The 13,927-nt window shown below is 35.5% G+C and carries 13 protein-coding genes; all 13 read left to right on the top strand.

What is annotated here, in order from left to right:
- A partial coding sequence (locus ACTXGO_RS04475) for a UDP binding domain-containing protein (RefSeq protein ID WP_443573484.1) occupies positions 1 to 266 on the top strand: 266 nt, incomplete at its 5' end.
- A gap of 24 nt (positions 267 to 290) precedes the next feature.
- Positions 291 to 1,316 carry an NAD-dependent epimerase/dehydratase family protein gene (locus ACTXGO_RS04470; protein WP_443541361.1) on the top strand — a complete coding sequence of 342 codons (1,026 nt, stop codon included), beginning with the start codon at positions 291 to 293 and terminating at the stop codon, positions 1,314 to 1,316.
- 47 nt (positions 1,317 to 1,363) lie between these two features.
- Positions 1,364 to 2,782 carry an oligosaccharide flippase family protein gene (locus tag ACTXGO_RS04465; protein ID WP_443541362.1) on the top strand — a complete coding sequence of 473 codons (1,419 nt, stop codon included), beginning with the start codon at positions 1,364 to 1,366 and terminating at the stop codon, positions 2,780 to 2,782.
- A gap of 7 nt (positions 2,783 to 2,789) precedes the next feature.
- Complete coding sequence (locus ACTXGO_RS04460) at positions 2,790 to 3,737, top strand: polysaccharide pyruvyl transferase family protein (protein WP_443541363.1); 948 nt, start codon at positions 2,790 to 2,792, stop codon at positions 3,735 to 3,737.
- 1 nt (position 3,738) lies between these two features.
- Positions 3,739 to 4,527: a glycosyltransferase family 25 protein gene (locus tag ACTXGO_RS04455; RefSeq protein WP_443541364.1), complete on the top strand. Its 789-nt coding sequence runs from the start codon at positions 3,739 to 3,741 to the stop codon at positions 4,525 to 4,527.
- 112 nt (positions 4,528 to 4,639) lie between these two features.
- Positions 4,640 to 5,620, top strand: a complete 981-nt coding sequence (locus tag ACTXGO_RS04450) for a nitroreductase family protein (RefSeq protein WP_443541365.1) — start codon at positions 4,640 to 4,642, stop codon at positions 5,618 to 5,620.
- A gap of 11 nt (positions 5,621 to 5,631) precedes the next feature.
- Positions 5,632 to 6,759, top strand: a complete 1,128-nt coding sequence (locus tag ACTXGO_RS04445) for a polysaccharide pyruvyl transferase family protein (protein WP_443541366.1) — start codon at positions 5,632 to 5,634, stop codon at positions 6,757 to 6,759.
- A gap of 1 nt (position 6,760) precedes the next feature.
- Positions 6,761 to 7,768, top strand: coding sequence for a glycosyltransferase family 2 protein (locus ACTXGO_RS04440; protein ID WP_443541367.1), 1,008 nt, complete (start codon positions 6,761 to 6,763; stop codon positions 7,766 to 7,768).
- 34 nt (positions 7,769 to 7,802) lie between these two features.
- Complete coding sequence (locus tag ACTXGO_RS04435; RefSeq protein WP_443541368.1) at positions 7,803 to 8,885, top strand: glycosyltransferase family 4 protein; 1,083 nt, start codon at positions 7,803 to 7,805, stop codon at positions 8,883 to 8,885.
- 135 nt (positions 8,886 to 9,020) lie between these two features.
- Positions 9,021 to 10,070 carry a glycosyltransferase family 4 protein gene (locus ACTXGO_RS04430; protein WP_443541369.1) on the top strand — a complete coding sequence of 350 codons (1,050 nt, stop codon included), beginning with the start codon at positions 9,021 to 9,023 and terminating at the stop codon, positions 10,068 to 10,070.
- Positions 10,071 to 10,258: 188 nt separating this feature from the next.
- The gene (locus ACTXGO_RS04425) at positions 10,259 to 11,611 is read left to right on the top strand and encodes a phenylacetate--CoA ligase family protein (RefSeq protein WP_443541370.1); all 1,353 of its coding nucleotides are present in this window, start codon (positions 10,259 to 10,261) and stop codon (positions 11,609 to 11,611) included.
- 208 nt (positions 11,612 to 11,819) lie between these two features.
- Positions 11,820 to 12,806, top strand: coding sequence for a hypothetical protein (locus ACTXGO_RS04420; RefSeq protein WP_443541371.1), 987 nt, complete (start codon positions 11,820 to 11,822; stop codon positions 12,804 to 12,806).
- Between the two features lie 60 nt (positions 12,807 to 12,866).
- Positions 12,867 to 13,927, top strand: a 1,061-nt coding sequence (locus tag ACTXGO_RS04415) for a glycosyltransferase family 4 protein (protein ID WP_443573482.1), incomplete at its 3' end; no start/stop codon positions are given.

Here is a 13,927-nt window from a genome sequence, read left to right as displayed (position 1 = left end):
ATATCGTGCATGAGCTAGAAGAGTACAATATCGAAGTGGATGTCTATGATCCGTGGATAGACAGCAGCGAGGCTGAGCGCGAGTATAATATTACACCAGTTAGCGAACCATTAGCCAATCAGTATGATGGCATCATCCTGGCGGTTGCCCATCATCAATTCATTGACATGGATATAGAAAGCATACGCGCATTGGGCAAAGACGATCACGTACTCTATGATCTCAAATACGTGTTTAATAGAGATAAAACAGACATCCGATTATAAACACTTCAAGTAATAGAGAGTATCATGACAACCACATATGACATCATCAAAGATAAATTGAGAAACGAGCCGAGGACATGGCTTATTACAGGGGTAGCGGGTTTTATCGGCTCTAATTTGCTTGAGACACTATTATTGCTTGATCAAACAGTGGTGGGGTTAGACAATTTTGCCACAGGCTTTCAGCATAATTTGGATGAAGTAAAAAGTTTAGTAAGTGTTGATCAGTGGGAAAGATTTACGTTTATAGAAGGTGATATTCGTCAGTTAACTGATTGTTCGAAAGCATGTCAAGGCGTTGATTACGTGCTGCACCAAGCAGCGCTAGGCTCAGTACCGCGCTCTATCGCTGATCCTATCACGACCAATGAGACTAATATCTCAGGATACCTAAATATGCTAGTTGCCGCCCGCGATGCCCAGGTGACCAGCTTTACTTATGCCGCTAGTAGCTCAACTTATGGCGATCATCCTGCGTTGCCAAAGGTAGAAGATGCTATCGGTAATCCGCTGTCTCCATATGCGGTAACTAAGTATGTCAACGAGATATATGCTGATGTATTCGCTCGCACTTATGGCTTCCAGACGATTGGTTTACGCTATTTCAATATCTTTGGCAAGCGTCAAACACCAGATGGCGCGTATGCTGCGGTCATTCCGAAGTGGACATCGGCGATGATTACTGGAGATACGGTCTATATCAATGGTGATGGCGATACCAGTCGCGATTTTAACTTTATCGAAAACGCGGTACAGGCCAATATCTTGGCCGCAACTGCCAACGATAATGCCAAAAACGAAGTCTATAACGTCGCTGTTGGAGGTCGTACGACACTTAATACGCTATACGTGGCTCTAAAAGAAAACCTATCGGCAAACGGGGTGGACTACGCGCAAGAGGCTGTATATCGCGACTTCCGAGAGGGAGATGTACGTCATAGTCAGGCAGATATTAGCAAGATACAAAACGCACTTGGCTATGCACCGCAGTTCAACATTACGCAGGGTATAGAAAAAGCGATGCCTTGGTATGTACAAACCATACAATAATTCTACTATTACTATAAGCACAAATATTGATAACACTGGAAGTTTAATTGTTAAATGCCAAAAAAATAAAGTCTGCAACTGCGTGGTCACTGATTGAAACACTAGTTACAATGGGATTAGGCGTATTCTCAATAATCTTCTTAGCTAAAATACTTACACCTGAAGATTATGGAAAAATTGCCACTGCTCAATTCATATCAGGTTTTGTACAAATAATTTTAAGCTTAGGGTTAAATGAAGTTGTAATACAAAGAAAGCAATTGAACGATAATGAAGTTCAAACGTTCTGGACTGCAACAATTGGAATGTCTATATTTTCATTATTAGTCTGTCTAATTATTAGTTTGGTTCTTTACATGAATAATCAAGCTATTATTTCAAAGGTATTAATCTATGAAGGTATTAGTACCTCATTGATATTGTTGTCCATAGTTCCAACTGCATTATTAATGCGTAATTTAGAACTTAAGATATTTGCTTATAGAACTATAATTTCAAGAGTTACTTTCTTTATTTTTGCTATACCATTGGCTTATTCTAATTATGGCTTATGGAGTATAGTATATGCAAACATAGTACAGTCGTTTGTTTCATTTCTATTGTTGTATTTTGCAACAAAAAGCTTAATACCGAAAAAACTATCTTTTGATAAGAAATTTTTCTTAGATTCTATAAATTTTGGTTTTTACGTTATGATAGAAAAACTACTGTGGAGCTTCTTGACTAGAGTCTTAGGTATCTTAATTACAATTTTTCATGGTCCTACAGCTCTAGGGTTGTATCACATGGCGACTAAACTAACAGATACAGCATTGAATATATTAAATGCTGCAGTAACAAGAATTTCACTGCCGATTTTTTCTTCAGTTCAGGACAATAAAGATAAGTTACTATTCGCATTTCAATCTTCTACTTATTATTTTAACTTACTATCTGTTCCGATGTTTTTAGGAATGGCATTAACAGCAGGTTATTGGATACCGTTAATTTTAGGTGAGAAATGGAATGATATTATTCCACTCTTGCAAATAATATCAGTAATGTATGCAATAATGTATAGTCGTATGTTCGTTGGAATAGCCATCAAGGCTTTAGGAAGGTCTAAAGATTTTTTATATTTATCGCTTATAGCAGCTATTGTTACTGTGATTGCTCTTGTTCTAACTAAAAACTATAGCCTTACTACAGCTTTATTAGCTCTAGCTATACCTAGGATAATAATCACTATCCCTTTAGGTATATATTTAATGAAAAATATATGTGATTTTTCTATAACTGAACAGCTGATCCCATTAAAGATTCCGATTATATTGGGTATGCTTGTTACGATAACTGTGTTGTTAGTACAGACTATCTATCAAGAAAGTTTATTAATAAGTTTAAGTTTACAAGTATGTATAAGTACCTTCTTATTTCTCGTCATTATATTAATATTATTTAAAAAAAATCATTTAAAATGGAGATGATTACTTGATGGGTATGTATGATTTGAAAGCCAAATTATTAAAAATACTAGATTTTATTGAGGATAAAGAGGATATAGTTTTTGTAGACTATCCTTTACATCATAACGTGGGTGATTTATTAATCTTACTTGGAACAATAAAATTTTTTAAGAATAATTCACTTAATGTAAAAGCTCATTTGTCAACTTATAACACAGATATTAAATTATTAAAAAAACAAATAACGCCTAAAACGACTATTCTCTGCCATGGAGGAGGAAACTTTGGTGATATCTATCCTACTCATCAAAAGTTACGAGAAGATATAGTAGAACATTTTCCAAAAAACAAAATCATTATTCTGCCACAAACTGCTTTTTTTGAAGATAATAAGAGTGAGGAGCTCTCGAAGAAAATATTTAGAGCACATAATAATGTAATTATGTTTGCTCGAGACGAGATAACTTATAACATTTTTAAAGAGTTTTCAAGTAATGCTTATCTAATGCCAGATATGGCACACGAGCTCTATGGTGAGTTACCTAAGTCAAAAAAGAAGAAGTCTGTCTTATACTTTCTTCGTGATGATGTCGAAAAAAACCCTATGCAATTAAAATTGCAGGAAAAAATAAAAGGTCATGACTGTGTCGACTGGAGCGATTTACTAACCAAAAAAGATCATAGAGTAGCATATGCGATTCATAAAATGATTAGATTAAATAAGTATCTGAGATCTAGTAAAATAGATAAAACAATCTTCAAATTATGGAATAGTCATTCACAACTTTTAGCCTTTAGGATGTCGAAGAGGTTTTCAAGTTATGAAAAAATAGTAACCTCACGTTTGCATGGACATATTCTGTCTTGTTTAGTTGATGTTCCATCTTCTATTATCGATAACAGTTATGGTAAGAATACTTCATACTATGATTTATGGACAAAGGACTTAGAAATAACATCGGTTTGGGATGAGTAATATGATACATATCTATATAGTTTCGTTGAAGCAAGATATTAAGAAGAGAGAAAGTATTAGTAAGACTTTAAAAGATTTTGATCTTGAGTTTAGTTTTGTAGATGCTATCTACGGAAAGGAATTATCTGAAAACGCATTGGATTCAATTAGATCCAAAAGTGTTGGTACTATTATTAGCAGAGGTTTCGCTGCAATACCGGGTGAAATTGGTTGCACTTTAAGCCATATTAAGGCTTATCAGCAATTGCTAAGCGATCAACGAGAGTGGGCATGTATTTTGGAAGACGATGTTATTCTCGACAAGAGGTTCAAGGTTTTCATTAATACTTTTAAAAGCGATAATATAAATCCAAAAGACCTTCACTTGATGGGTGGTCAATCCTATCCATTAAATAAATATATTATTAGAAGTAGAAAGAACAACAAATATATAGGAGAACAAAAATTTTACAAGACCATTAGAAGTCAGTATTTAGTATATAGAACATGTTGTTATCTTATAAGTTCTGAAATGGCTAATGAATTGATAAGTCTATCAAAAGCAAAGTTCATTCTTGCGGATGACTGGGGTTACTTGAAAAAAAATAAGTATATTAATAGAATATATTTATCTGACTTTGTAGAGCATCCATTAGACTTATCCACAAGTCATTTGCAGAAAGGTAGAGAACAAGAAAGATTACCAAAGAAAACCAGCTACGCTTATAATGTAAAGGGTTTTCTGAAGCGAAACATTAGGTATCGAACATTAAAAATTTATTCATATATAGAAAAAAAAGATAAAAAATAGAAATTTTTTACCGACTGTTAAGTTGAAAGATATATGATTTAATTATTTGAAGTAAAACTATTATTTTCTAGTGTGGCATGACATACAGGTTATAGTTAAGGACAAAAATTTTATGAGTCTTCTTAAACAAAAAGCATATGCTTTGGTATTCTGGCGCACTCCAGTCGGAGAGGTCTTGAGCAAGACCTATGACACTTATTATCATCTAAAATTTGGTTTTAATAATAATAAGCTTCCTGATAAAGCCAATTTAGAATTCTATCTAACTAAACAATATCATATAGTCGAGAAAGGTCTTGCTTTACCTAATCCTAGACCAGGTTTTGGAGCTGAAAAAATTAAGTTGCTATTAGATAAAGGTAATTTATACATACAAAAGTATGGTACCTCGCAGCTTACCTCTTCAATCGCACAATGCTTAGTAGACTATTTGGCTTTTAACGACCGTATCGATCATACTATAGATGCCGAAATTAGAAAAAATATAGACGATTTTGTTGAGAAGGACGATTTAAGATACAAAGGTGGAGCAAAGCAAGTTACAAGAGATAGTGTCAAAAGCCTAGCTAATAAGCCTTTCAATGAGTTTGTTAAAAGTAGATTTAGCATTAGAGATTTTTCAGATATTGATGTTCCTATTGATACGGTTGAAAAGTCAATTGATTTGGCTAAGTTTGCTCCCTCAGTATGCAATAGACAGTCTTGGCAAGTGCATTACTATAATGACAAAGCTCTTATGAAAGAGCTACTCACTATTCAAAACGGTAATGGGGGTTTTACAGACTGTATCAATGGCTTAATGGTTATTACTGGTGATATTAAAGGCTTTACTAAGTACGAAAGCAATCAGCTATTTGTAGATGGAGGGCTTTTTTCGATGAATATTATGCTGGCCTTGCACTATTATAATATAGGCTCTTGTCCTCTTAATACCTGTGTTCCTTTCGTTGTTGAAAATAAGATCAAGACATTAGCTGGTATACCAAAAAATGAGCGATTGGTCATGATGCTGGCCGTTGGTAATTTAAAGGAAGAGTTTAGAGTAGCAGTCTCTGAACGTAGGTCTACTGATAATATTTTAAGCGTTCATTAATTGGGTTTTATATGAAGATTAAAACAATAACCTGCCATCAGGTATATAACTATGGTGCTAGTTTGCAAGAGTTAGCTCTTGTAGAGTTTTTGAAAATGAATGGTCACGAGGCAGAAAGCATAGCGTATAAGCCAAGTTATTTAGCTGACGTCCATAATTTATTTTCGTGTTTAAGCCCAAGGTGGAATAAGAACCTCTTAACCAAATGTGCTTATATTTCATTGAAGTTACCGCAGCGCATCAAGTTATTAAAAAGAAAAAGGATTTTCAATACATTTGAAAAAATGTATATTTCTATAACCCCTAAAAGCTATAAAAATAACGAACAGTTAAAAAAAATAAGAAAAGATGCTGATATCTTTATTTGTGGTAGTGATCAGATTTGGAATCCACTATTTCCAAATGGTAAAGACCCCGCTTTTTATTTGGATTTTGCTCAAGGTAGTGAGGCTGTAAAAGTTTCTTACGCAGCTAGCTTTGCGACTGACGCTATTCCTATAGAAAATGTTAGCTTTGTCAAAGAACAGGTGTCGAAATTAGACTTTGTCTCCGTGAGAGAAACATCAGGAAAAAGAATTCTAAATGACCTAGGTTTTGATGAAGTAGAACAAGTATTAGATCCTGTTTTTTTACTTACTGAGCAAAAATGGAATAGCTATGTAGTAGAGAAATTAGAGAATAAAAAATACATCTTGATCTACGATTTTGATAATAATACACATATCAAAACTATAGCCAAGAAACTAGCAAAGCGACATGGACTTTTGCTCATTGGTGTTAATGCAAATTTAAAATATGTTGACAAAAACTACTATTTACAAGGGCCTGCTGAGTTTCTTGGGTTAGTAAAAAATGCAGAACTAATACTGACAACGTCTTTTCATGCTCTAGCATTTGGATTGATATTTAAGAGACGTTTAGGTGTGTTTAATCGTAATATTGGTATCAATACTCGTATGAGAGATTTGTTAGAATTAATTGGTCTATCTGATCACTTGTTGGATAGCTCTAAAAACGTTAGTCTGTCTCATTTTGATATTGATTACCAAATTATTGATAAAGAAATAGATAAACATATACAGCGTTCGCAGAATTTTTTAGTTAATAGTATTAACTCAAAATTTAATATTGGTAAATGATATGGATATTCTTTTTTCTGTCATTATCCCTCTTTATAATAAAGCGGACTATATATTCTCAACTTTAGAGAGTGTATTAGCTCAAACATGTAAAAATTTTGAAGTAATAGTCGTAGACGATGGCTCAAATGATGCTAGCTTAGCAGTAGTCCAAAAAATTACCGATCCACGCTTACAAGTTATTTCGCAGAATAATTCGGGAGTGTCTGCTGCAAGAAACAAGGGTATAGCAATAGCTAAAGCAAAATGGGTTGCGTTTTTAGATGCTGATGATATTTGGCTTCCTAATCATTTAGAGACTTTGTTAGAAGTGAGCAAAAATCATCCTGAAGCTGAAATGATAGCTACTGGTCATAAAGCTCTCAAGAGAGAAGCTATTAACGGTAGTTTAAATCATGAAGAAGAATCTGAGATTAAGTTAATAAACTACTTCTTGGAATCACAAGTCAATATTAGCATTCTAAACTCATCATGTACTGCTATAAAAAGAGAGTTTTTTGACAGCAATAAGGGTTTTAAGGATTACAAACGCGGGGAAGACCTAGAGCTTTGGGCACGAGTTGCACTCAATTATCCTGTAGCTATATCGACTACGATTACTAGTATCTATGTACAAGACACTGGCGGTGCTATGGATACTGGTCACTGGTCCAAAGACAAGCCAAATTCCATTGATGCTATAAAACTAGAAGATGTTAGTCCATCCTCTGCTTTTTTATACGATAATCTACCGAACCATTATTCACCTGATATCGTTGACTATATCAATGCACGAGTAATGAGTCATATAAGAGCGAACTGTATTAGAAAAGATGCCGCAACAGCGAAAAAAATATCATCTTTTCTAATAAAACCATTGCGTTACAGAAAACCAAGTGAACGGTTTTACAGGCATGTGCTATTACTACCTTCTTCATCTATAAACTCTATTTTTAATTGTCGTAAGAAAGTTACAAGCTTATTAAAAACTAATCCATTGTATAAAACCTTTGTGAGAAATAGGTCTTAATAATAATTAATATGTACAATACGAGTATGAAGTTATGCAAAAAAAAATAGATGTATGTATTTATTCCTCCAGTGAAAAAATTTGGGGCGGTGGTCAGATTTATATAGAGAATTTATGTCGTTACATGAATGATAAAGGGATCGCTACTTCAATCTTAACTTCAGAACCAGATACATTTACTTGCCCTACAATCAAGATAAATTCAGTCGCTTCCAAATCCAAACGATTGTCAAGCTCCTTAACGCTTACAAAGCAACTCAAACGTGCTGGAGTTAAGGTTATTGTACTCAATGACCTAGGTTCCCTATGGCTTGCTCCAATGTTCAAGTTGCAAGGATTCAAAGTGGTTTCTCTCTTACATTTATATCTACAGAAAAAAAATGCCGCTGGATTGGGTCATAGTGATATTGAGTATCGTTTATTAAGATTCTCAAGTCATTTCTGCGATAAGATATTTAGTGTAAACAAAGAAAACTTAGCTACTTTTCCAGTCGAAGTTGATTTTGTAGGTAACTGTATATCACCTTGGTTTTTTGGTAAATCTGAAGCAGTAAAGAAGTATGATTTAGGCATTATATCTAGGCTATCTCAGGAAAAGAATATTCCTCTCTTTATTGATTTAATTAAATGCCTTAATGCTCGAAGCGACGAACCAATCAAAGCACTTATCTTGGGACGCGGTGAAGAAAAAGATAATATTGTTAAGGCTATCAAACTCGCCGGTCTAGAAGGCAGTATAGAGTTACAAGACTGGGCTGATAGGAATGAGTTACCAACTATATACGATAGTATCAAATGTTTTGCTATTACTAGTCATCATGAAGGATTTGCGACTACGCTACTTGAGGCACACGCACGAGGTGTACCTGCTATTACAACCGAAAGTGCTGGATTCTGTGCTGAGTTTGTAGAGGGTTTCGGTTCTACAACTGGCATCTCTTTTGTTCCTGAAGATGTAGACTCTATAGAGTTTCAACAAAACGTACTTTCATTAATTGATCATGCGGACGATTATTATGATGCCTGTATTGATAAGGCTAAGATATTTAGTGAGGATAAAGTACTAGGCAAAATTAGTGCAGGGGTTGAGGCTTTAGTAAACGAAAGTAGCAAGTAAGATCTTACAATTTATATCTTAGTTCAATAACTATTATTTATGATAATTAATCCTATATGACTTTGGGCGTGGTTATTAACAGATTCGAAATTAATAATAACAAAAACATATTTATTAATATAATTAAGGCTGGTTATGAAAGTCATACATCTAATACCTAGTGATGGGCTTGGCGGAGTTGAACAAGCTGCACGCTCGATAGAGCCTACTGACAAATTGAACATAGAGGTTGCGTTTATAAGTGGAGAGTCTTTATCTAATCAACCTTATATGAGAACTATTGATAAAAGTAGTAAGCTGAACTCTCTTAGGTTTTATAAATCTGGCTTTAATTATCTTTTAGATCAAAAACCTGACTTACTTGTTTGCTCTCTGTGGCGCACTAGCATTATAGGTATAGCCTATTCTATTTATAGACGAGCATTCAGTAATAAGAAACTAAAGTTGGTTGTTTTTATACATGCTGATAAATTTGCTCATCGTATTGATAAGATAGTTACTAGTACTGCTATATTTTTAGCAGATGAAGTATGGTGTGATTCTCAAGCTAGTAAAGATGGTATATTTCCAAGTAATAAAAATAGTAGTAAAACAAAGGTGATCTCTTTTTTCACTGGTCTGAGTGAGCAGGTTTTGTCTAACGATAGAAAAAATAATTTTGTTTTTTGGGGAAGACTTGCTAAGCAAAAGAGGTTAGATAAAGCTATTTGTTTTTTTGAGAGTATAAATAAGCATGTCCCTGAAGCGATGTTTTATATCTTTGGTCCAGATCGTGGAGAGCTAGATGGTCTACAAGATTTGGTAAAAAAATTAAGGCTAGAAAACAATGTTCTCTTTATGGGTGAAAAAGTACCTAACCATTATCCTGAAGAAGCTCTAAGCTCCAAATTTTTTATAAATACATCAAGTCATGAAGGAATGGCTATCGCTGTTACTGAGGCGATGCAACTTGGACTAGTACCTATTGTCACTCCTGTGGGAGAGATAGCAAATTATTGCATTGACGGTTCGAATTCCATCCATTATAAAGATGGGGGTCATGTTCTTGAAAATGTTTTAAATGCTATTAGTGACCGAAAAACCTATGAGAGATTGAGTGGTAATGCCCATAGTTACTGGAATCAAAAAGTAGATTACTCAACTGATTTTAACCAAAACTGTCTAAGAATTCTTTCTATTCAATAAAGAACGTCTTATCAGTAAAGAGTATTAATGTTCTAGTCTAGTTAAATCCTTTAATCGATCTTAAGAGTATCAGGGTTGCGTAAAGTATCGTAGACCGATTGGTTCGAATTCTACTGACAAAACAACTTATTATATATCCCATACAAAATCATATGTAGTTATAAATATGGAACTAACAGGTATTTAGTATGTCTTTAAAAGAAGATCTGGGGCGTTATAGTCCACATTTGGTACAGAATTTAGCTATCAGTGTTTTCAACACCTACCAGTATAGAGTCAGACACGGGGGCAACTACCAGAAGTATCGAGACTATTTTGCAAAGTTTTCGAATGCTTCATTATCTGAAATTGAATCAGAGCAACGCAATCGATTAGGAAATTTCTTAGACAAAAGTGTCATAAATTCTAAGTGGTATAGCAAATATAAGGACTACCAGTCTTTGGAAGATTTTCCACTATTATACAAAAAAGATATTATTGAAAACTTAGGTGCGATTGCTAGCATAAAAGAAAAAGATGCTGTCGTAAACTTTACAGGCGGCACTACAGGTGCCTCTATGAAAGTGCTTTACACTAAAGACAACGTTCAAGAACGTAATGCACTATTAGATCATTTTAGAGCACAATATGGATATAAGCTAGGCAAAAAGTGTGCTTGGTTCAGTGGCAAAAATATAATCACTGAGAAAGATCTTAAGAAAGGAATTTGTCACAAAGACGACTATGTCAATCGCATACGTTTTTTTTCGACGTTCCATATTACCGATACTAATTTCGATGTGTATTGGAAAGCATTTTGTAAGTTTGCTCCTGAGTTTATAGTGGGCTTTCCCTCTAGTGTTTACGAGCTATGCGCAATGGCTGCAAACCGAGATTTGAAGCTCGAGAACAAAGTGAAAGCTTTTTTTCCGACTGCTGAGACGATACTTCCTGTCCACCGAGAGGTCATCCAGTCCGTTTTAGGATGCAAGGTTGCCGATCAGTATGCATCCTCAGAAGGGGCACCATTTATTTTAGAGTGCACAGAAGGTAGTCTTCATATTCATCCACTGACCGGGATATTTGAAGTGGTTGATGAGAATTTGCAACCAGCTCAAGAAGGCGAGATTTTAGTTACTTCTTTTGCAACTGAAGGTACACCACTGATTCGCTATCGAATCGGAGATCGTATTGAACTTGCTTCAAAAGAGCATAAGTGTTCTTGTGGTTCTGTATTTCCAGTAGTCAAAGCTATAGAAGGACGTTCTACAGATTACATCTCAACCCCTACGAATGGTAAAATTAACTACGTTAATATCACTAATAGCACTAAAGGTGTTGCAGGTATCATTCAGTTTCAAGTGGTTCAAAACGAGTTGGAGAGAGTGGAAGTCATGGTTGTTGGCAATAAATACTTCGACAAAAAACAACAAGAAAAGTTTCATCACGCGCTATCCGAGCGATTTGGTAAGGATATGCTGATCAATATAAAAGTGGTTGACAGTATTCCTAAAGAGAAGAGTGGTAAATTCAGAGTCGTTAAAAACAATATTAAACCATAGAGATAGTTAGATGTCAGACATGAGTTGGATTTATAGCTATGGTTTTCTAGGCACTAGGTTGTTTGAACTTCCTAGCTTGTTAACGTGCATGTTACTAATATTTATACTCGGATATAAATTTAAAATTTCACCAAAATATCAAGCTATATTGACTCTACACTGCTTTCTACCCTTTGTCTTAAATGATGTCTTATTTAATGCATCGTACATGCCTGATCAATTTCAATACCTGCGTTCTGTTAATGATTTGAGGAATGGAGAGCTAGGGTTTATAGAAGCCTTAACAAGCACTGGTAACGTCAAACAGGCTAGTGTGTTCTTCGCACTAATGCCATTTCCTACTCCCGTATCCCCCATAAGCTTAGGGTTTTATAATACTTTTTTATATATTATCCTGTTCTTTGTATTATATGTGAAAAGAGTCTTTACTAACGTATCTATATGGTTTTACTTACTATTTCCCAGTGCAGCGCTTTATACAGCATTAAGTTTGAGAGAAACTTTAATTTTCTTTTTTATGACACTTACTATAATCTATGCTCGCGAATCTAAAATTTTTAAAAGTGCTCTTTTTGTCATACCCATATACCTAATAAAGTTTCAAAACTTCTTCATCTTGGGTCCTATCGTTCTAATATATTTCATATTCAACGTAGCCAGAAAAGGTATGAGTTTGGCTAAAGCATTGATGATTGGTGTTATTAGTTTAGTTGGTCTGTTGCTCTCCGCTCCTATTGCTATCCCGCTAGTCAACAAATTCAGAGTAGCTATGTTTGTAGAAGATGGTGGTGACAGAGACGACATTAATCTGATTACTGGCGCAGGTGACTTTGTATTTCAGGGTTTAACATCAGCGTTGTATTTCTTAGCTAAGCCGTTACCATGGGAAGCTGGCGGTGCTCTTCAATTAGTACAATCATTAGAGAACCTAGCAGTATTAGCTGTTTTGTTTTTGATTACTCGTCAAGCATGGAAACTTCGACCTGATAAGCTTGCTTTTTGGCTGCTATTCATGGCGCTATCTATGTCCGTATATGGTTTGGTTGTATTCAACTATGGCACTGCGGTACGCTATCGCTATCCATTCGTTGTTATTTATGTTTTGTTTGTCTGTGCAGATTGTAATATCACAAGATTAAGAAGTGATAAAAGAACAAAACATCATACCCAGCCTATGCCTAAGAGCTTGGACTAAATTAGACCGTTTGCTTAATAAACTCTCCTCATTTATCTCTCAATATACTGTGTGCTACTTATGAAATTTCTGATATGTGCAAACTACCTACCACACGTTCTAAACTTTCGAGGTAAGCTGCTAGAGGCCATAGCCAAACTAGGTTATGAAGTACATATCATAGCGCCTGATCTAAAGTCACATACCAAAGATTATGATACCTTATCAGATTTAGGATATGTCCTACACCAAGTCCCTATGCAGCGTACAGGGACTAACCCTATATCAGATACCAAGACCCTAATAGCGATATATCGACTACTACGCAATATAGAGCCTGATTATATGTTGTCTTATACCATCAAGCCGATTATTTATGGCACCCTAGCGGCATGGCTGGCAAAAGTGCCTAAGCGCTTCATTCTATTATCGGGCCTTGGCTATACATTTCAGGAGGTTGAAGAGTCTGGCAGACGCAGTGGCTTTCAAAAGCTCGTCCATGGTCTATATCAGCAGGCTTTGTCCAAATCGACCAAAGTGTTTTTTCAAAACCCTGACGATCTCAATTTATTCAAAACCCTCAATTTGCTTGGTGAAAATACACCTGCTATCGTCGTCAATGGCTCAGGGGTAGACGTCGCAGATTTTAGCGTACTGCCGTTTCCTCAAGATGACGCAGGACAGATTAAACCTTCTTTTTTATTGATTGCTAGACTCCTTAAAGACAAAGGAGTCGTCGAGTACGTCGAGGCTGCCAAAATAATTAAGCAGCAATATCCCGCAGCTGAGTTTCATCTCGTAGGCTGGATAGATGAGAACCCAGCCGCCATTGATCAAGCGCAGTTAGATGAATGGGTAGAGACTGGTATTGTTAATTATTGGGGTAAGCTTGACGATGTACGACCTGCTATCGCTGCCAGCTCTATTTACGTATTACCTTCTTATAGGGAAGGCACGTCGCGCTCGGTCTTAGAAGCCATGGCTATGGGTCGCCCTATTATCACTACTGATGCACCCGGTTGCCGCGAGACCGTAGTAGAAGGCAGCAACGGTTATCTAGTACCTGTAAAATCAGTTGGTGAGTTGGCTGAAGCTATGGAGAAGCTAATCATCAGTCCTGATCTGATTACTACTATGGGACA

The sequence above is a fragment of the Psychrobacter sp. T6-1 genome (assembly GCF_052258445.1).
Note: the sequence above shows the minus strand (reverse complement) of the source record. Positions and strands in the feature narration are given on the sequence as shown.